This is a genomic window from Bacillus manliponensis, assembly GCF_000712595.1.
Classification (GTDB): domain Bacteria; phylum Bacillota; class Bacilli; order Bacillales; family Bacillaceae_G; genus Bacillus_A; species Bacillus_A manliponensis.
Genome location: NZ_JOTN01000018.1, coordinates 1 through 20849, shown reverse-complemented (window position 1 = coordinate 20849; position 20849 = coordinate 1). Strand labels below are relative to the sequence as shown.

Sequence of the window (20849 nt, the reverse complement as noted above, 5' to 3'; positions counted from 1 at the left end):
CTCACATACAAAAAGGTGTTTTCCTCATGGAAAACACCTTTTGAAGTTAACGCTTCGGATTTTGTATCACTTTTACAATCTCCATTACAATAACAGCCCCTAATGCCAGCGCTGCTGCAATGAACCAATCCGCTAAGCCAAATGCTGCCGGAATGTTAAACACATCACGGGCAAATGGTAAAACGGTAATACCATACAATACAAAACCAAGTGCAACCGCACCGACAACATATTTGTTGCTAAAGAATCCTAATCCAAACACAGTTTGCGTATTAGAACGAGCAGCAAAAGTTTGTAGTGTTCGTGATAATATTAATGTCGTAAATGCCATTGCTACGCCCATTTCATCTGATTGGGATAGACCAATATAAAAGGAAATGATTACAGCAATTCCAATTAAAATACCACGTGTTAACACTGTTCTCATCGTTCCGCCTGCAAAAATACCTTCATCAACCGAACGTGGTTTTCGTTTCATAACATCCGGTTCTGGTTTCTCGACACCTAACGCAATCGCAGGTAGCGAATCGTTGACAAGATTAATAAATAACAGTTGCAACGCCGTGAACGGGTTCGGTAAATTAAACATAACTGCATACAGTATGGCAATAATCGCCCCTAAATTTCCAGCAAATAAATAACTAATCGCTTTCTTAATGTTATCAAATACTGTTCTACCAACTTGAACAGCATTTACAATCGAAACGAAGTTATCATCTGTTAAAATCATAGCAGCAGAGTCTTTCGCAACGTCGGTACCACTTCCCATCGCAATACCGATATCCGCTTGTTTTAACGCTGGGGCATCGTTCACACCGTCTCCAGTCATCGCTGTGACAGCATCTCGTTTTTGCCAAGCTCGTACAATTCGAATTTTATTTTCAGGTGATACACGAGCATATACAGAAATTTTATCTAACACTTTCTCTAACTCTTCTTCAGACATCGCATCTAACTCTTTACCAGTAACCGCAATATCATCTTCGTCCATAAGTCCGATGTCCCGGCCAATAGCCTGCGCAGTCGTTTTATGATCACCAGTAATCATAATCGTACGTATACCAGCCTTTTTCGATTCCTCTATTGCACTGTACACTGCTTCTCTTGGTGGATCCATCATTGCTGTTAAGCCAACTAGCACAAGGTCATGCTCATCGTCATGCGTAATATGTGCGTTCCCTGATACCCTCTTATACCCATAGGCCAACACGCGTAAAGCTTGATTTGAAAACTCTTCATTTGCTCCCTCAAATCGTTCGAGCAAGTCGTCAGTCATTAGTTGTTCCTCACCGTTTACTAACACGTAGCTAGCACGGCTAAACATGACATCCGGTCCACCTTTTGTTAACATCATTTTCTGTCCATCTATCGTATGTACCGTAGACATGAGCTTACGATCAGAATCAAATGGTAACTCCGCTTCCCGTTTATACGTTGCACGTAGTTCTTCGTATTCGTGAGCATGCTTATTTGCAAAGTTAATTAACGCTACTTCTGTTGGATCTCCAACTTCTTTTCCATCTTCATTTATATAGGAATCGTTACAAAGCGCAGCAATTCGAACAAGCAAACGCTCTGATTCATCCCACTCTTCTAAGTTATTAGGCAACCTCTCCGCTTTATGAACCGGCAAAAAATGATCAGTAACAGTCATTTTATTTTGCGTCAATGTACCCGTTTTATCTGTACAAATAATGCTTGTTGACCCTAACGTTTCAACAGCAGGTAACTTACGAATAATCGCATGTTGCTTCGCCATTTTATTTGTCCCAACAGACAATACAATGGTTACAATTGACTGCAATGCTTCTGGTATTGCGGCAACCGCTACTGCTACAGAAAACATTAATGCATTCACTAAAGCAGTTGTCATATCTGCATCTGTACCACCAAACCATATGCGCGCCGCTTGCACCGCAAAAATAGCAATACAAAGTAATAAAATACCGATACCAAGCTTCTTACTAAAATCGCTTAACTTTCGCTGAAGCGGTGTATCTTTTTGCTCTGCTGTTGAGAGCATATGAGCAATTTTACCAACTTCAGTTTTCTCACCAGTACCTGTCACAACAAATGTACCACGGCCGTAAACAACTAACGAACTACTAAAGACCATATTGCGGCGGTCTCCGAGTGCAGCTTCTCCTTCAATTGCATCTGTATTCTTTTCAACTGCTTCAGATTCACCCGTTAACATCCCTTCATTTGCTTTCAAAGAGCCACTCTCAGTGACACGTCCATCAGCAGGAACATAATCTCCTGCTTCTAAAAAAACAATATCGCCTTGTACAAGCTCTTTTGCTGGGATTGTTTGTTTCACCCCATCTCGAATGACTTTTGCTTCTGGAGCAGACATGTCTCTTAATGCTTCTAAAGAGCTTTCGGCCTTCCTTGTTTGCACTACACTAATCACTGAATTAAGAAGTAATACAAGAAAGATAATGACGGACTCCACAACTTCACCAATTAAAATTTGTACCCCCGCCGCAGCAAGAAGAACAATTACCATTGGATCTTTAAATGTTTCTAAAAACAACTTCCATGTTGGCACTTTTTCTTTATCCGTAATCTCATTATAACCATCTCGCCCAAGGCGAGATTTCACTTCCTCATTCGATAAACCATTTTCTGTCGTATGAATTGCTTCTAGTACGTCTTCTGTCCTACTCTGATAAAATTCCATTTCAAGTCTCCTTGTTCGTTGGATTTTCTACCTTCTATTTGCAGTGGACTTTCACCTTATATGTATATTGTGTCATTTTTACTATGTCATACGCCAGTAAAATGATAGTACTTTTTTGTGACAGTTGTAGAAATGATTTGTGAAGTACCTATAAAAAAACACCCCCCTTGGGAGGTGATTGCATCCAACTTCAATTCTTGTTATTTTCTAGCATGCTTGACTATTTCATTCGATTCACAAGGTACTCTACCGCAACATGCATTGCACCTTTTAATGAGTATATCGTTTGAAATCCAAGTTTTCTTATTTAAGAAACACCAATAGCCACAGCAACAACTAATGCAATACAAGCAACAACTGCCCAGCCAACAATTAATTTCCAAATAAATTTCACCCATCGTTCATATGGAATTCCAGCAACAGCAAGGTATCCCATTAAAGCAGAGGATGTTGGAATAATAGAGTTTGTAACAGAGTCTCCGTATTGGAAAGCCAGTACAGCGATTTGTCTTTCTAATCCTAAAATATCAGTAATTGGCACCATAATTGGCATTGTCGCCGCAGCTTGTCCACTTCCCGATGAAATAAATAAATTTAAAAGTGCTTGAATGAAAAACATCCCGACGACATTTAATGATTCCGGCAAATGGCTAATTCCGGAAGTCATAATATAAACTAATGAATCTATAATTTTTCCTTCTTCTAAAACAACTGTAATTGCCCTTGCAAATCCTACAATTAGTGCTCCAAATGTAACAGCCTTCGCGCCATCAATAAACGAATCAAATACTTTTCCTAGCTTCAAACCACCAACTAACCCACAAAGGATACCCATAATTAAAAAAGATGCTGTTAGTTCTGTTAAAAACCATCCCCACTTAAAAACGCCATAAATATTAAAAGATAAACCACAGACCATCACGCAAAAAACAAATTTATGCCGAACAGTTAAATGTGGAAATTCAGTTAAAGGTGTTATATTTTTCTTTTGCTGCTCAATATCATAAATGACACTCTTTTCAGGATTTCGCTTTACTTTCCATGCATAACGATTCACATACCAAATCGCAAAACCTAGTACGAAAAAATACACTACAAAGCGAAAACCAATACCTGAAAATAAAGGTACTTCCGCTAACGATTGTGCAACTCCTACTGTAAATGGATTCATCATACCACCAAAGAAACCACTAGCCGTACCGAGCGTAATCATTGCTGTTCCAGTAACTGCATCAAATCCCATTGCCCTAGCTATTGCAATACCAATTGGTACGAAAATAATAGTTTCTTCTGCCATCCCCATCGTAAAACCTCCAATGGAAAACAGCATCATGCTAGCCGGGATTAATAATTTCTCTTTTCCTTCAAGCGAGCGTACCCCTTTATGTATACCAGCTTCAATCGCCCCTGTAGCTTGAATAATTCCAAATACGCCACTTACAAGAAAAATATAAAAAATAATAGGGGCTCCCTTTTCTAATCCTAGTGGAATGGAACGAAATATATCAAACAAACTTACTGGATCGCTCTCAATTGTATGATAACTACCGTCTACAACAAGTATTCTCCCAGATTCTTTATCCTCTACACGTTCAAATTCCCCGGCAGGAATGACATATGATGCAAGCCCGGCGATTATAATAATGATCATGATGAGCGTATATGTATGCGGTACTTTTATCCATGCCTTTTTCTCAACAGGTACAGTATTCTTTTCCGTTTCCATTCCGTCACCTCATTTTCAATAGTCTTCACAACTCAATCCACACAAATAATTTACAAAACTCAAAACATGTAATAAACACCTCCTTTTCACAATTATTGGTAGTTATAATCATTTAACACAATATATAATAATCTGACTTTTCAGTCAAATAAAAACATGTTTATTTGACATATAAAAAATCGCCTATTGGAATTATATATTCCTCTAACAGACGATTTAATAAATATGAATTTTAAAATCATTTATACAGCAGAATCTCAAAAATGATTATTAGCAGTATCTACCCCAGTAGAGTGTTTCCCCTTAACCTGCTTTAACGTCGTAACTATAAGAAAGCTAACAATCACTAATAAGAGCCATGAGCTCACCTTTCCAAGATGAACAAGACTCCACGCATCAGTTTGGTTTGGATATTCCCAGGCCCCAAAGAACGTTGCGATATTTTCAGCTATCCATATAAAAAATCCGATGAGTACAAAAGAAAGTGTGAGTGGCATACGATAACGAGTTCCACCCACTTCATATGTAACCCATGATTGCCAAAAGACGATAATAACAAGTCCAGATAGCCACCAACGAATGTCAATCCAATAATGGTGGGTGAAAAAGTTCAAATAAATTGCAGCTGCAAGCGTTACAACTACTAAAAACGGTGGCCAATTAACCAGTTCAACCTTCAGCATCCTCCACGCCTGACAAAGGTAACTCGCTACACTTGCATACATGAATCCGCTATACAAAGGCACTCCAAAAATTTTGAAATACCCTTCCTCTGGATAAGACCAAGAGCCCATATGTACCTTAAAAAGTTCAAGAGCAAGTCCAATAATGTGAAACAATGTGATAACCTTTAGTTCATCCCGCGTTTCAAGCCCAGAACGCACCATCCACCACTGCATTAGGAGACAGATGATAAGTAGCCAGTCATACCGTGGCAGAAAAGGAAGGGATATAATTTCTGTAACAGCCAAAGAGACAAAGATAACAACAGGAAACAAACATGATAGAGCCTGTATCCACCCAAAACGAACAAGTTGTTTTAGTGCTCTCATAATTTGTAACTCCAAAGATTTTCAGTAAATAGATTTATGGCTATGCACATAAGTTCACCGCCCAATAACTTTCTTTTCATGTTAAATACTCCTACTTTTTCAATCTTGATTGTCTCCGTCAATTTTGAACTCTAAAATGTCTCCAGGTTGACATTCTAATGCTTTACAAATTGCTTCTAAAGTGGAAAGTCTAATTGCTTTTGCCTTTCCGTTTTTCATTATGGAAAGGTTAGCCATTGTTATGCCAACCTTCTCCGAAAGTTCTGTTACGCTCATTTTCCTTTTAGCCAGCATCACATCAATATGAATTAAGATCGCCATATTCATCACCTCAGACTGTTAAGTCATTTTCTGATTTTATATCAATTGCTTCTTTTAACAGTTTCTGAAGCACAGCAGCAAATACTGCAATTACCATTGAAGCAAAAGTGAGTATGAATCCTAAGCTTATAAAACCTGTTATGTCTTCATCTTTACCTGCAATCAATATCACTCCACATACTATTCCTACTACAATCAAGGTACTGATGGTGATTGCACAGTATTTTATATACTTCAAAGCTGTAACAGATAATTCCGAGAAGGCCTTGTTCTGATCAATATAGCGTAAAAGTTTTAAAGCCTGATACAAGGCAATGAAAAACGGTGTTACCGTTATATAAGAACCTATCAAAAAGGGATACTGCAAGTAAGTAGTCTCTGGGTGCGCTGCTGCATCTCTAGCGGCCATCTCAGGCAATCCAAATATACATAAAGCAAGAACTGGAGTTCCAATAATAAAAATAGCTATCTTTAAAAAGAGTGTTGAACCTTGTTTCATAAAAAACACCTCACTTATTTAGTTCCAACTTGAACTTAACATAAAATTTATTGTTAAACAATAAATTTTTATTAATTATAATTATATTTTTATTATAATACAAATGTTTTCAGAAAAATAAAAAGCATTTCTTTGTAATAAGAAATGCTCTACAAAATTTGAAACTATTTAAATTTAAAACGTATATAAGGGACTAAGTAGATTACAGCTAGCCCCTTCACTTTTGCTTAACATATTTAATCGTATTAAATGTGCCTGCATTAAATAGTTGGATGTTTTCACCATCGAAATTTTGAATTTGATAACGCACACTTCGCTGTGCATCTTGTACTTCTACACTCTCTTCAAACATCTTTTCAATATGAAGTACAAACGTGTGCGTATTAGGGATATACTCCCACTTCCCTGTTAAAAGATTTTTTTTATCTGGATACTCACCTTTACCGTATGTTTCAAACGTTTTATCTTCTTTTAAAATTAATGAAACCATAAAACCACTAGGGTCATTAAATCCCCATACGCCTATTAATTCCTTACCATCTTTTGATAAGTGTTTCTCTATTGCATCTACATCAATACCAGCTTTCTTATCTAACTCTTTTAAATCTTTAATTGTGATTGTTCCATCACCAAACGTCACCTTATCTTCAAGAGCCTTATTAAACTTCTTCCAGTACTTGTCACCTTCTTCAAGCTCTACAGTAGCTTTATCCATGAAGTCTTTAGCGCTAGGCTTTGCATTTTTTTTAGCATTAAAGCTATCCTCAGCAAATTTGAACGATTTTATATAATGATTCATTGCTTTCTCTACGTCTTTTTGTGTGTCTTTATACTCACTAGGTGGATCAATTGCTAGAAATTTATCAACCACTCCATTCAACTCTTTTAACTTTGCGATTACATCTTCTTTCTCTTTTTTACCTTGTAAAAAATCCTCTGTCACTGCATTATACTCTGCAAATACTTCATCAAATTCCACACATAAATCGTTAATCTTGTTTGGATAATCCTCTTTTGAAACTTTCTCTTTCTTTACTACAGTTTGCGATTGTGCCGCTTTCTCTTTATTAGTTGAATCTGTCTTTTCTACCCCACAACCGAACAATAGCATCATAGGCACAGCTGCGGTTATTAACTTTTTCACCTTCATAACTTAATTGGTCCCCCTTTGTAAAAGAAAAAAAGAACAACCGAAATAGTCATTCTTTTCAGAATCCATTACATATCATAACATATATGAATTTCATTTTCTTCCTTTTATTACAAGTAGTTACTAATCTAAAAAGAAGATTATAGTTATAGCTTTTCATACTAATTTTTTCAAAACGACTAATCGTAGATCTTTATAATAACAAGTGAAAATACAAAAACTCCATTTTGAAAAAAGATTAATCAAAATGGAGTTTCTTTAAAAACAACTTGTTTTAATCAATTACATCTGTTGGTGTTGCTTCTTTTAAAATAATTATGCCGTCATAGGCCTTATTGGGTATCATTTCAATTGTGTAAAACATTTTCAATAGCTTTTGCCAAGAACGAAAATCGTCACCCACGTTTACCATTTTTTGTTCACTTTTTATAATGTCCAATAATTCCTTTGACTCACTAGCTTTTTCAAAATCGACGTAAAAGATATTTGGCTCTACCTCACTAAATGCATCAACTAAACCATTATGATTCTTTATCTTATAATTCTCTCTTTTATCAGATCCGTGGTTTAAGGCCTGAAATTCACTGTTCATTAAGTCGGTACCAATTGCAAAATATTTGGGCCCGTATAACTCATCTAAATAACTTCCCATCGATTTATAACCAGTTAATGAAGCTGATGTTTTTTCGATATGCCCGTTATGTCCGGAGAAGAATACCTTATCATGACCACGAGCTGCTTCAAATTCACTAATCCATTGCAAGTTGTCAGCTAAATACCGATCGCGAAGTTTTTGGTAATCCCCCTCATTTAAAAATAGCTCTGTTCGTTGTTTCATAAGTTGTGCGTATTTTAAAGCAAAAGCAAAAGTATCCGAAGATGACTGTTCCACATACGCATCTTTATTAGATTGCAAATCCAAAAGGATATTGTCGAGCACATCATCAATTTCCTTCAGTTGCTTCGCCGATAACGACCTCATTTTATTATTTGAAGCATGTTCCAGTTGTTCTGCATATCGTTGTTTCACATCCTTGTTAACAACTTCATAATAGTCAAGCAGACCTTTTTTTACTGTAATCATATCGCTGCATATCATTTCCGTAAAAATATATTTTCTCATCGCTACTAGCCGTAGCGTTATAATCATGCATCCATTGAACAAAATCGATCATTTGTTCCGTTTTATAGATGCCGTAATCAAGTGCGTTCACGGATTCTTCTGCAGTACCTTTTCCATCTAAAATGAACTGATTAATTTCCTGTCCGCCTCCAAAATCCCCTTCAATTACAAACACACGGACATTTTCATTTTTAATTAATGCTTCAAATACATCTTTTTTCAACTTCTGAAGTTCTAAATTCCCATGTGTTGCCTCTCCCAAGCTAATTATTCTTACATCATCAGGAATATTAATTTTTTTAACAGACGAAATATATTTTTCTGCTTCAACAAACACTTTATCATTATTACTGCACCCTGATAAAATAATCATGAGACAAATAACAATCAATAAGAAAGGTTTCTTTTTAGAAAAGTGCATCTTTAAATCCCTCCGTTTACTATTTTTCTTTTAACATTGAATGCTTTCGATAAGCTCTATAGAAACTGCTACCAAAGAAGACAACCATAAGGGCGGGAAGCGACCTCAAAAGGGAAAATAAAGTTTCAAATAAAAATGCTTTCCAAAATAATGCACCTTTCATACTCCAAAGACCTTCCGCTAAATATAAACCTGAATCCTTGTAAAGCATATAAGAAAAAAACAAACACAGTATACCTAACCCAAATGAATAACCCATCAACCCTTTATAATAATTACTCTTTGATTGGCGATCCGAGAAGATTTCATTTTGATCATCATTTTCTTTTTGCCAATATCTATCCCAATATAAAACTTGCGAATATCTTGACCTTTATTATCGGAATGATTCCCATAACTAAAAGGAGTAATCGTATTTCCCATGATTTCCTCTCCGAACAGTAAGCAGTATGATTATTTTATTCACTATATTTTTTAAAACTTTCTCTATATAGTCTATTAAACAAGAGTATTCGACATTTACCATAATATTCCTTCTTTAACAATAAAAAACCTGTCGAAATTGACAGGTTTTTCTATTGTTTTATATTTAATTTAATGTGCAGTGTCCTCTTTCTAATTGAATGGAGTGCCTCGCATCTAGTAAGAGAAATAAATCAATTTCCCCAAACAACTTTATTATTTTTCAAACGACTTTATTGTAAACTAAACAACTTTCTTGTCACTTAACACTTTTTCTTTTCAACATAAAAACACCCCTTTAGACAAAATTATCTAAAGGGGTGAAGCCTTATTTCAAATCTACACCTTACTCAACCGTAACAGACTTCGCTAAGTTACGTGGCTTATCAACGTCACACTCACGGTGAAGTGCTGCGTAGTAAGAAATTAATTGTAATGGGATAACTGCTACAAGCGGTGCAAGTGCTTCGTGTACAGCTGGTAATACGAAACGGTCACCTTCCATTTCAAGGCCTTTCATAGCAATGATGCATGGGTTTGCCCCGCGCGCTGCTACTTCTTTTACGTTACCGCGAATACCTAAGTTTACATGTGCTTGCGTTGCTAATGCGATAACTGGTGTACCTTTTTCGATTAGGGCAATTGTACCGTGTTTTAACTCTCCACCAGCAAATCCTTCTGCTTGGATGTAAGAGATTTCTTTTAACTTTAATGCACCTTCTAGACCTACGTAGAAGTCTACACTACGGCCGATGAAGAAGCAGTTACGCGTTGTCGCTAAGTATTCTTTCGCGATTGCGTCCATTTCTTCTTTTTCGTTACATAGTACTTCCATTGCATTTGCAACAAGGCCAAGCTCTTTTGTTAAATCAAACTCTGCTGCTACACCTTTCACTTTTGCAATATCAGCTGCTAAGATTGCAAGAACAGCAAGCTGTGCTGTGTATGCTTTCGTAGAAGCTACTGCAATTTCTGGACCTGCATGAAGTGGTAATGTGTAATCAGCTTCACGAGAAAGCGTAGAGCCTGGTACGTTTGTAATCGTTAATGCTTTATGACCCATTTCATTTGTTTGCACAAGTACAGCACGGCTATCTGCTGTTTCACCACTTTGTGAAATGTAAATGAAGAATGGTTTTTCTGTTAATAATGGCATGTTGTAAGAGAACTCACTTGCTACGTGTACTTCTACTGGTACTTTTGCAAAGTTCTCAATGAACTGCTTTCCAACAAGACCAGCATGATAGCTCGTTCCACATGCTACGATGTAAATGCGGTCGCTCTCTAAAATTGCACTGCGAATTTCTTCTGCTAGTTCAATTTCGCCATTTTCATTTTGATATTTTTGAATGATATTGCGAATTACAAGTGGTTGCTCATCAATTTCTTTTAGCATGAAATGAGGGTATGTTCCCTTTTCAATATCACTTGCATCAATTTCTGCTGTAAATGGTGCACGTTCAATCGTTTCACCTTGTAAATTCTTAATTGTAATATTCTCTTTTGTTACAATAACCATTTCTTTATCCATTAACTCGATAAACTGGTCTGTTACTTGTAACATTGCCATTGCATCACTTGCAACAACGTTAAAGTTGTCACCAACACCTACTAATAGTGGGCTCTTGTTTTTAGCAACGTAAATCATGTCTGGGTTTTCAGCATCAAGTAGTGCTAATGCATAAGATCCGTGTAGAATTGTTAACGTTTTGCGGAACGCTTCTTCTACTTCTAATCCTGCCGCTACTTGCTTTTCTACAAGCTGAACGATAATTTCTGTATCCGTCTCACTTAAGAACGTTACATCTTGTAGATATTCTTTTTTCACTAGTTCATAGTTCTCAATTACACCATTATGAACTAATGTAAAACGCGTTGATGCACTTTGATGCGGGTGTGCGTTCACTTTACTTGGAACACCATGCGTCGCCCAGCGCGTATGTCCGATTCCCACGCTAGCTGCTACATTTTCGTCTACAATTTCACGAAGTTTTGCAATGCGGCCTTTTTCTTTAAATACAACAACACCATTCTCAGCCTGTACTGCAATACCCGCTGAATCATATCCGCGGTATTCTAATTTCTCTAACCCTTTTAATAAAATTTCCTTTGCATCTTGCTCACCAATAAATCCTACGATTCCACACATGTTTAGTCGCCGTTACAATTGCTTACACTGCCTCACAACCATGTAACGACATATTCCGATCTCATTATTCATTTCAAAACGGATTTACATATTGCTAGCCTTGTAAGCTTGTAACGGCATTCACCTTCCTCTCACTTTGGTTTCAGTCCGTATACGTTATACAGCTAGTTATAATCCGTTCCTTTTCTCTCATCACACTTTTACCTTTGTCCATTAAGTCACCTTAACGCTTTAAGCAAAAGTTTTCGGTTGTGATGAACAACCGGGAGTCATCCGCCGAAACTTCGATAAAACTCCTCCTCGTCAACTACACATCATGTAGTTCTGGCGCTTTGTATTTCTAGATATTTACTTTGAGAAAAAGAACAACACCATCTTATAACAAACATACAAAACCGTCAATTAAATTTTTTCCTTTTTCATATAAAATATATGAAAAAGGAGCACGAAATGTGCTCCTTTTAGTTCATATAAAAGTGGATTATTCTGCCCCAACTTCTGCTTTTACAACTTCAACAATACGGTTTACATACTGATCACAAAGCTCTTGTGTTGGTGCTTCTGCCATAACACGAATTAATGGTTCTGTACCAGAAGGACGAACAAGAATACGTCCATCACCGTTCATTTCTTCTTCTACAACGGCAATAACCTCTTTAATTTTTTCGTTTTCTAATGCTTGCTTTTTATCTGTTACACGTACATTTACAAGCAACTGTGGGAACTTCGTCATTTCATTTGCAAGTTCAGACAATGATTTTTTCGTCATTTTCATAATGTTTACAAGCTGAAGTGCACTTAACATACCATCACCAGTTGTAATGTAATCTAAGAAAATGATGTGGCCAGATTGCTCGCCGCCTAAGTTGAAGCCACCGCGTTTCATTTCTTCCATTACGTAACGGTCACCAACGGCTGTTTGATTACTTGTAATACCTTGTGCTTCTACTGCTTTATAGAAACCTAAGTTACTCATAACAGTTGAAACAACTGTATTATGTTTTAAAGCACCTGTTTCGTTCATATATTTTGCACAAATGTACATAATTTGATCGCCATCTACAACATTTCCTTTTTCATCAACAGCGATTAAACGATCGCCATCACCGTCAAATGCTAAACCAATATTAGCACCTTTTTCTTTTACAAATTCAGCTAATACTTCTGGGTGCGTAGAACCAACACCATCGTTAATATTCATACCGTTTGGTGCAGTCCCCATTGTAGAAATATCAGCTTCTAAATCCGCAAATAAATACGGTGCTAAAGAAGATGTCGCACCATGTGCACAATCTAGTGCAATATGTAAGCCAGAGAAGTCTTCTTCTACTGTTTGTTTGATGTATTGTAAGTACTTTTGTCCACCTTCGAAGTAATCATTTACCTGTCCAAGAGCTGTTCCCGTTGGACGTGGTAATTCATCCACTTCTTTATCTAATAATGCTTCAATCTCTGCTTCTTGTTCATCAGTTAGTTTGAAACCATCTGGACCAAAGAATTTAATTCCATTATCTTGAACCGGGTTGTGAGATGCAGAAATCATCACACCAGCTTGTGCATCTAGCGCTTTTGTTAAATATGCAACACCTGGCGTAGAAATAACACCAAGGCGCATAACTTCTGCGCCAATGGATAGTAGACCAGCTACTAAAGCCCCTTCAAGCATATGACCAGATATGCGTGTATCACGGCCAATAATAACTTTTGGACGCTCTGTATTTTTTGTTAATACATATCCTCCAAAACGACCAATCTTAAATGCTAATTCTGGTGTTAACTCTTCGTTTGCAACACCGCGCACACCATCAGTACCAAAATATTTTCCCATTGCTATTCGCTCCTTTATTGTTCCTGATTCTCTTTATCAGGTTGTTGTTCGGTTCCTTCTTCTGGGTTCGTTTGCCCTTGCGTTTCTTGATCTGGATTTTCTTTCTCCACAAGTTCGACTTTGGCATTTTCTTGTTTTAATTTTATTGTGACACCTTCTGGACCACTAGCTTCAATCTTAACATTATGTGTTCCTGCGCTTAAATTTTGTAGCGAAATAGAGACTTTAATTTGTTCTGCAGTCACCTTTTCTATAATGCTAGCTTCTCCGATAATATCAACACTTATTTTACCCGTTTCAGGGCTTAAAAGTTTTATATTCAGTTTTTCTGACAAACCATTTACTTGTAGTGCAATGTCATCAAATGTCTTGCTTGTTTGTTTTTCAGCCTGTTTTTGCACATTAACAGTTACCTTTACCTTACTAGGCGTTACATTTCTTACATCCTTCGGTAATAAAACAGAGGCATCGAAGGTTGTAGACTCAGTAATTTTACTCAAGTCTACCTCGACGCCCTCTAAAAACTCTATAGTATTTAACACTTCTTGTGGCCCTGTAATTTTCACTTCTGCTGGTTCCACTTTTATATTTGTAACCGTAAGACCTTCTTGTAAGCTACCTTTTTGAACAACTTTTATAGGAACCGTTTTTTCTGCACTTGCTGCAGATACAGGGACTGTAATATTTATTTTAGATGGATTTGTTTTTAATTCTAAACGTTTTCCATTTTTATCGTACAATACAACTTCAGCTTCTCGGGTCACAGATTTATTAACACCTTTTAAATCAACATATGCTCGCACAAGAGCAATTTGAGCTAATTCCTCTTCTGTCCCGATTACTTCTACTACATTTGGTTTTACGACTGGCTTTTCAAACGTGACTCCTGCCGCCGCTTGATTTTCATTTAAATATTTCACTTCTACTGGGAATGATTTTGTAGCCTTCTTCTGGATAGTAACTTGTATCTTTTCTGGTTTTATTTTGACTTTTAAATTACTCGGAATCCCACTATATTGTACAGGAACTGTATGCGTCCCTGTGGAGTAACCACGTAAGTTAACAAATACTTCAAACTGCTTTTTTACTTTCACTTGAGCTAAATCAGTATTTGGCCCTTGTACTGTAACATCTACTGTAGAAGGAATACCACTCACTATGTACTTTTCTTGATCATAGTATGCTGATAAATTCACATCAGATATCGATTCCGTTGTATCTCCTAGCGGGAAAAAAGAATCTTTCAAATCTCCTGCTGCGTTCTTTTCTAGTCCTGTTGACATATAGAGCATGAGCGCTAGCAATAACGAAATCCCTTTTAAAAACCAGTGGTTATCCATTAACTTATCCATCGCGCTTTCTCCTCCAATTCCATAAAGACGAAGAAGATGTCTTCTCATTTCCATTTAACTCTTTTAAAAGCATTTCTTTTAGTTGTTCTATCTTTAAATCACGATGTAACTCACCGTTTTTTGTTAATGAAATTTGACCTGTTTCTTCTGATACAACAATTGTTATACTATCTGTTACTTCACTCACTCCCATAGCTGCTCGGTGACGTGTCCCAAGCTCTTTAGAAATGAATGGGCTTTCTGATAGAGGTAAATAACAAGCTGCTGCACGAATAATATTTCCTTGCATAATGACAGCACCATCATGGAGAGGTGTATTTGGAATGAAGATATTAATTAAAAGCTCTGACGAGACGTTGGCATTTAAAGCAATTCCTGTCTCAATATAATCTCCTACTCCAGTTTCCCTTCCCATCGTAATTAGCGCGCCAATACGTCGTTTCCCCATATATTCTGTTGCTTTTACAACTTCGCTCACAACAATCTCATGTTCATCTTCTTCTTGATAATTACCACGTGAGAATAGACTTCCACGTCCTAATTGTTCTAGCGCACGTCTCAACTCTGGCTGGAAAATAATAATGATTGCTAAGAATCCCCATGTTAACGCTTGATCCATCAACCACTGCAGTGTACGAAGTTCGAATAAATAACTTAAAATACGAACAACGATAATAACTGTAATTCCTTTTAAAAGTTGAACGGCTTTTGTGCCTCGAATCACGAGAATTAATTTATATATAACAAACCACACAATGGCGATATCTAATATGGTACTGAGATATTTCAAAAAGTTCATATCTCCAAAAGGCATCCTAACCCTTCCTCCATTTGTATGAATTTACAACAACTTAATAATTATAACATACATCACGCACACTATAATTACAAACCTCTATACGTTCTTTCATATAATATTACTAAATGTCTGATTTTCCCCCACTATCTGCAGGCTGTAAAAGTTCGAGCTTATAACTTAAGAAGAGTAAAGAAGTTTAGGCAGGAGACAGGCAATCCATAAGAGGGCGATTAGCTTTATTGTAACCAAAAAAAGCAGCTTTTCAGCTGCTTTTTCTCACTTATTTTAACTTCTCACCAAATAAAGAACCAATTAATGCAACAGCTGTAACTGCTGTTTTATTCTTCTCGTCTAAAATAGGGTTAATCTCTACAAATTCAGCAGATGTAACGACGCCTGACTCTGCAAGCATTTCCATTGCTAAATGGCTTTCTCTGTATGATAAACCACCGATAACAGGTGTCCCAACACCCGGAGCATCATGAGGATCTAATCCATCTAAATCTAATGATAAATGTACACCATCTGTATGTGATAAGTATGCAATTATTTCTTCCATCACAGCAGTCATGCCCATACGATCAATCTCATGCATCGTATACACTTTAATTCCTTGTTCACGAATGAAGTCTTTCTCTCCTTCATCTAAAGAGCGTGCTCCAATAATGACAACGTTTTCTTTTTTTACTTTTGGATACTTTCCAAATAAGTTTACTAATAATGAATGACCATATCCTAAACTTGCTGCTAACGACATACCGTGGATATTACCTGATGGTGAAGTTTCTTCTGTATTTAAATCACCATGTGCATCATACCAAATAACCCCTAAGTTTTCATGATGCTTTGCTACTCCTGCAAGCGTTCCAATTGCAATACTGTGATCGCCACCTAAAACAAGTGGAAAATGATCTTTCTCTATAATATTATCAACCTTTGTTGCTAGTTCTTCACAAACCTTTGCAACTTGTGTAAGATTACGTAATTTCGTATTTGCCTCTTTTTCTTCTTCTCTTTCAATACAAATATCACCGATGTCTTCTACGTCATAACCGATTTCTTTAATTCTTTCGATTAAACCTGCATAACGCATTGCGCTTGGTCCCATATCCACGCCACGGCGCATTTGTCCTAAGTCCATCGGAACCCCAATAATTGAAATTTGTTTTTTCATAGATAGTCTCCCCCTTTTATGCCTTCACTAAATATTTTAAATCTTTTCTATAATCTGACTCAACTCGACATTTTTTTGCATTAATATACATTATTTTCAGTCAACTAGAGACTATATTTTACTAAGGGTTACAATCCCTTCCTCATAGTAATAGTTATTGATTACAATGAATTTGCTACCATCTAAAGTCAATACTGTCAGTTATTTTTTAAATTAGATGGCTTTTTTTTGTAGATAATAATTTTTTTGTCACAAAACTTGATTTTCTGGTTTCTCTATAATGCAGGCATTAAATGAGAGTGAGGTTTTAACTTACATGTTAACTATAAAAAATGAAGAGAGGCATATTTCAGATGTGACATTTGAAGACATATTCAAACGATACTATGTTTACGTTGTGAAACAAATATTATGGATTGTCAAAAAACAAACTATCGCTGAAGAACTAGCACAAGAAGTATTTTTACAATTATATCGAACTGATTGGAAACAAATCGAAAATTTACCTGGCTGGCTAATTAAATCCTCTACTTATGTCGCTTATAATCACTTACGTTCAGAAAAGAGACATCAAGCAAGAGTCGATAAAGAAATACAATACCACGGGACACAAAGCAGCTCATCATTAGATGATCAGTGGATACGAAAAGAAGAAATTACAAAAGTACAAACAATATTAAAAAAGATGAATGATCAAGAGCGAACAATGTTATTAATGAAATTTTCGGGATTTCAATATAAGGAAATCGCACAAGTGCTCCAAATTGACTTATCTTCTATTGGAACATTATTAGTAAGAGCTAAAGTAAAATTTCGTAAAATTTATAATGAGACGGAGGATGTATAACAAATGAATTGTAATGATATTGGGTTTATTCAAGCTTATATAGATGGTGAACTTTCTAGTGATTCAAAAAAGAAATTTTTAAAACACCTTAATACATGTAAAGATTGCCAAAGTTTATTAACAGAGGCTAATGAGCTAAAGGAATGGGAAAGTTCGATATTTCAAGATGAGTATACACACGCCTCAAAGGAAATTCACGTTGATGTAGAACAAGCATGGAAAACATTTGAAGATCGTTCTAAAAAAGAAAATGTGTCTCATATACACTTTAAAACAGAGAAAAAGAAAGGCTGGTTTACTAATATGAATTCAAAATCAAAACGTTTAATGTATACAGCGGTAGCTGCTGTAGGACTTTTTGCGACAGCAATGATTCCACAAGTACAAGTTGCAGCTACTAATCTCGCTTCTTATTTTATGAATGAAGTTGCCAATGATAAAGTGGTCAATGAAGGGATAACAGATGAAAATGGCGTCACACTAGACATGACGAAAAATGGTCATTTTCTTCCCTTAGATGAAAAAATAACAGATCAAGGAATTACAGTACACTTCAAAGAATTGTATGTAGCAGATTCACGTATATCTATCCATTATAGGATTGAAAAAGAAGATGGGAGTCTCGTTCCATTTGAATTTGATACGGCTGGACTAGATTTAATAAACGATGGCGTCGTGAATGGAAGCCAAAGTGAACATCCAGAAAGTAAGGATGGTGTAGTATCTTTTATTCAAGCATCAGATAACCTTCCTTTTGAACTCCAAGTAGCAGGGGAAAAATCAGAACGGATTGCAATTCGTGATAAAGATCGACCAGAAGGTGTTGTTACATTTATTGAAGATCTTGATAAAAAAGGTTCTTTTGAACAACCACTTACATTAGATGTAGAAATAAATAAAATTGGTAAAGTTTCTGGCTCTTGGCAAGGCCAAATTCCACTTCATACTGAACGCCCTTAAAGAAATAACAAAATGAACGTGAAAGATACTATATTTATATGTTTTCTTCTTATCACTCTTTTTATTTCTTATATGATGTTCATATTATCTGTTATGTACTAACTTTCTCACACAATCCACAAATGGTAGAATAAATAACCGGTTCTTCATATCGAAGAACCGGTTAAATTATATTTTCCCCCTATTAACTATATTAATTTGAATATAAACAATTCCGCTCACAAATATTCCATACAGCCGCTATATTTCGTGCTGTAAGTTCTATATTCTCTTTACTTGTACCATACGCTTCTTCCAATGTCATTGCGCTCGTAACCACACTAAAAACAGCATCGATGCCCTCTTTATACACTGGTATACAATTATGAGAAACAGAGCCTGCAATTGCAATAACAGGTACTTCATATTTTTTAGCCCGTTTTGCTACACCAACTGGCGCTTTTCCATATGCTGTTTGTTCATCTATTCTACCTTCTCCTGTAACCACTATATCTGCATTTTGTACATGCTTATCAAATTCTGTATAATCCAAGACAATATCAATGCCTTTTCGTAATGTGCCATCCAAGAAGGCAACAACAGCTGCTCCTAAACCGCCAGCTGCTCCAGCTCCAGAAATATAAGATACATTAACTTGTAAAGCTTGTTGAATAACGATAGCATAATGCTGTAAATTCCGCTCTAATATATCCAGCATTTCAGCTGTAGCCCCTTTTTGGGGACCAAATACATATGTTGCTCCTGTGTTTCCTATAAGAGGGTTATTTACATCACATGCAGCCTCTATTTGAATACATGCGAGACGCTTATCAAAATTTGTTGTATCGATTGTAGCAATTTTATGTAAGTTACCACCAACGGGTTCTAGTTTGCTCCCATCTTGCTCTAAAAACTGAATTCCTAGTGCAGATAGCATACCAGCTCCCCCATCGTTTGTTGCACTTCCTCCGAGCCCCAAAATAATTCGCTTTACGCCTTGTTCTAGTGCATGTAAAATGAGCTCTCCAGTGCCTTTAGTCGTTGTAATAAGTGGATTTCTCTCTTCTACTGAAACATGCTGTAAACCAGAGGCTGCTGCCATTTCGATAAAGGCTGTTTCCCTATCTCCAGAAAGACCATAAAAGGACTCTATCTCCCTTCCTAATGGACCTGTCACATATACCATAACCATTTCCCCATCAGAAGCATTAACAAGCGATTGAACGGTTCCTTCACCCCCATCACCAATTGGAATCTTTACATATTCAGCTTTTGGATAGATATGTGTAAAGCCTCTTTGAATCGCTTCACATACCTCTATTGCCCGTAAGCTTTCTTTATACGAGTCTGAAGCAATCACAACTTTCATTCACTATTCCCTCCTTTTATACAGACGCGAATTCGTACACATCTTTTCCATATAATCATGACTTACTTATTTCTATTGTAAACACAAAAAAACCGTAAGTCTTCAAAAGACTTACGGTTTTTACATCGTATGGAGCCTAGCGGGATCGAACCGCTGACCTCCTGCGTGCAAGGCAGGCGCTCTCCCAGCTGAGCTAAGGCCCCAAGTTGGAGCGGAAGACGGGATTCGAACCCGCGACCCCAACCTTGGCAAGGTTGTATTCTACCACTGAACTACTTCCGCAAAAAATGGTGAGCCATGAAGGACTCGAACCTTCGACCCTCTGATTAAAAGTCAGATGCTCTACCAACTGAGCTAATGGCTCTTAAATGGCTGGGCTAGCTGGATTCGAACCAGCGCATGACGGAGTCAAAGTCCGTTGCCTTACCGCTTGGCTATAGCCCATTGATTTAGCTTGTCTCACCAAAAAAATAAACCTTCTTAAGGTTATTTTTTACAACTTATTTGTATTTTATACAAATGGTGGAGGGGGGCAGATTCGAACTGCCGAACCCGAAGGAGCGGATTTACAGTCCGCCGCGTTTAGCCACTTCGCTACCCCTCCGACTTAAAATATATATGGTGGAGGATGACGGGATCGAACCGCCGACCCCCTGCTTGTAAGGCAGGTGCTCTCCCAGCTGAGCTAATCCTCCAAAAGTGGTGACCCGTACGGGATTCGAACCCGTGTTACCGCCGTGAAAGGGCGGTGTCTTAACCACTTGACCAACGGGCCAAAAAGTTTCAATACCTTTCGCAAGCTTCCAACCGGGCTTGAACCGGTGACCTCTTCCTTACCATGGAAGTGCTCTACCAGCTGAGCTATGGAAGCATGGCTCCGCAGGTAGGACTCGAACCTACGACCGATCGGTTAACAGCCGATAGCTCTACCACTGAGCTACTGCGGAATAATATT

17 protein-coding genes, 9 tRNA genes and 1 pseudogene are annotated in these 20849 nt (G+C 37.0%); 2 read left to right on the top strand and 25 right to left on the bottom strand.

Features of this window, described 5'->3' with window-relative positions; all coding sequences use genetic code 11:
* Positions 1 to 46: 46 nt before the first annotated feature.
* The 15 genes and pseudogenes from BAMA_RS17830 to rocF form a co-directional block, all read right to left on the bottom strand.
* Positions 47 to 2683, bottom strand: a complete 2637-nt coding sequence (locus tag BAMA_RS17830; RefSeq protein ID WP_034641892.1) for a cation-translocating P-type ATPase — start codon at positions 2681 to 2683, stop codon at positions 47 to 49.
* 307 nt (positions 2684 to 2990) lie between these two features.
* Entirely contained in the window at positions 2991 to 4409 is a 1419-nt protein-coding gene (locus tag BAMA_RS17825) for a YfcC family protein (protein WP_034641891.1), read from the bottom strand.
* 257 nt (positions 4410 to 4666) lie between these two features.
* Positions 4667 to 5461, bottom strand: a complete 795-nt coding sequence (locus BAMA_RS17820; RefSeq protein WP_034641889.1) for a DUF817 domain-containing protein — start codon at positions 5459 to 5461, stop codon at positions 4667 to 4669.
* A 99-nt stretch (positions 5462 to 5560) separates the two neighbouring features.
* Positions 5561 to 5782, bottom strand: coding sequence for a helix-turn-helix domain-containing protein (locus BAMA_RS17815; RefSeq protein WP_034641887.1), 222 nt, complete (start codon positions 5780 to 5782; stop codon positions 5561 to 5563).
* Positions 5783 to 5792: 10 nt separating this feature from the next.
* Entirely contained in the window at positions 5793 to 6281 is a 489-nt protein-coding gene (locus BAMA_RS17810) for a DUF2975 domain-containing protein (RefSeq protein WP_034641885.1), read from the bottom strand.
* 217 nt (positions 6282 to 6498) lie between these two features.
* Positions 6499 to 7431, bottom strand: coding sequence for a DUF3994 domain-containing protein (locus tag BAMA_RS17805; protein ID WP_034641883.1), 933 nt, complete (start codon positions 7429 to 7431; stop codon positions 6499 to 6501).
* Between the two features lie 274 nt (positions 7432 to 7705).
* Complete coding sequence (locus BAMA_RS17800; RefSeq protein ID WP_265182752.1) at positions 7706 to 8515, bottom strand: erythromycin esterase family protein; 810 nt, start codon at positions 8513 to 8515, stop codon at positions 7706 to 7708.
* A complete protein-coding gene (locus BAMA_RS25435) occupies positions 8487 to 8975 on the bottom strand; it encodes an erythromycin esterase family protein (protein ID WP_265182751.1) in 489 nt (162 codons plus the stop codon). The genes BAMA_RS17800 and BAMA_RS25435 overlap by 29 nt, the downstream gene beginning before the upstream one ends.
* A gap of 19 nt (positions 8976 to 8994) precedes the next feature.
* Positions 8995 to 9315 (bottom strand): annotated as a pseudogene (locus BAMA_RS25215) (DUF2812 domain-containing protein); the annotation flags it as partial.
* On the bottom strand, positions 9234 to 9398 hold the full coding sequence (locus BAMA_RS24600) for a hypothetical protein (protein ID WP_157406037.1): 165 nt from the start codon (positions 9396 to 9398) through the stop codon (positions 9234 to 9236). The gene BAMA_RS24600 and the pseudogene BAMA_RS25215, both read right to left, overlap by 82 nt.
* Positions 9399 to 9783: 385 nt before the next feature.
* Positions 9784 to 11586 carry a glutamine--fructose-6-phosphate transaminase (isomerizing) gene (gene glmS, locus BAMA_RS17790; protein ID WP_034641882.1) on the bottom strand — a complete coding sequence of 601 codons (1803 nt, stop codon included), beginning with the start codon at positions 11584 to 11586 and terminating at the stop codon, positions 9784 to 9786.
* A 481-nt stretch (positions 11587 to 12067) separates the two neighbouring features.
* Positions 12068 to 13414 (bottom strand): phosphoglucosamine mutase, encoded by a 1347-nt coding sequence (glmM, locus tag BAMA_RS17785; protein ID WP_034641880.1) that lies wholly within the window; start codon positions 13412 to 13414, stop codon positions 12068 to 12070.
* A gap of 14 nt (positions 13415 to 13428) precedes the next feature.
* Complete coding sequence (locus tag BAMA_RS17780) at positions 13429 to 14766, bottom strand: CdaR family protein (RefSeq protein ID WP_034641879.1); 1338 nt, start codon at positions 14764 to 14766, stop codon at positions 13429 to 13431.
* Entirely contained in the window at positions 14759 to 15580 is an 822-nt protein-coding gene (gene cdaA, locus BAMA_RS17775) for a diadenylate cyclase CdaA (RefSeq protein ID WP_034641877.1), read from the bottom strand. Before cdaA ends, BAMA_RS17780 begins: the two co-directional genes overlap by 8 nt.
* A 265-nt stretch (positions 15581 to 15845) precedes the next feature.
* On the bottom strand, positions 15846 to 16739 hold the full coding sequence (gene rocF, locus BAMA_RS17770; RefSeq protein ID WP_034641875.1) for an arginase: 894 nt from the start codon (positions 16737 to 16739) through the stop codon (positions 15846 to 15848).
* A gap of 316 nt (positions 16740 to 17055) precedes the next feature.
* On the opposite strand from rocF, the gene BAMA_RS17765 reads away from it, so the two are divergent.
* Positions 17056 to 17586: an RNA polymerase sigma factor SigX gene (locus BAMA_RS17765; RefSeq protein WP_034641873.1), complete on the top strand. Its 531-nt coding sequence runs from the start codon at positions 17056 to 17058 to the stop codon at positions 17584 to 17586.
* 3 nt (positions 17587 to 17589) lie between these two features.
* On the top strand, positions 17590 to 18546 hold the full coding sequence (locus tag BAMA_RS17760; RefSeq protein ID WP_034641870.1) for a DUF4179 domain-containing protein: 957 nt from the start codon (positions 17590 to 17592) through the stop codon (positions 18544 to 18546).
* 193 nt (positions 18547 to 18739) lie between these two features.
* Here the strand turns inward: BAMA_RS17760 and BAMA_RS17755 are convergent, their stop codons facing one another.
* The 10 genes from BAMA_RS17755 to BAMA_RS17710 form a co-directional block, all read right to left on the bottom strand.
* Positions 18740 to 19894 carry a glycerate kinase family protein gene (locus tag BAMA_RS17755; RefSeq protein ID WP_034641869.1) on the bottom strand — a complete coding sequence of 385 codons (1155 nt, stop codon included), beginning with the start codon at positions 19892 to 19894 and terminating at the stop codon, positions 18740 to 18742.
* Positions 19895 to 20024: 130 nt separating this feature from the next.
* Positions 20025 to 20097, bottom strand: a tRNA-Ala gene (locus BAMA_RS17750).
* Positions 20098 to 20101: 4 nt separating this feature from the next.
* Positions 20102 to 20176 (bottom strand) — tRNA-Gly (locus BAMA_RS17745).
* A gap of 6 nt (positions 20177 to 20182) precedes the next feature.
* Positions 20183 to 20258, bottom strand: a tRNA-Lys gene (locus tag BAMA_RS17740).
* A 5-nt stretch (positions 20259 to 20263) separates the two neighbouring features.
* A tRNA-Gln gene (locus BAMA_RS17735) sits at positions 20264 to 20338 on the bottom strand.
* A gap of 76 nt (positions 20339 to 20414) precedes the next feature.
* Positions 20415 to 20498: transfer RNA gene (locus BAMA_RS17730), tRNA-Tyr, on the bottom strand.
* 15 nt (positions 20499 to 20513) lie between these two features.
* A tRNA-Val gene (locus BAMA_RS17725) sits at positions 20514 to 20589 on the bottom strand.
* A gap of 5 nt (positions 20590 to 20594) precedes the next feature.
* Positions 20595 to 20669 (bottom strand) — tRNA-Glu (locus BAMA_RS17720).
* A gap of 23 nt (positions 20670 to 20692) precedes the next feature.
* Positions 20693 to 20765 (bottom strand) — tRNA-Thr (locus BAMA_RS17715).
* Between the two features lies 1 nt (position 20766).
* Positions 20767 to 20841, bottom strand: a tRNA-Asn gene (locus BAMA_RS17710).
* Positions 20842 to 20849 lie beyond the last annotated feature (8 nt).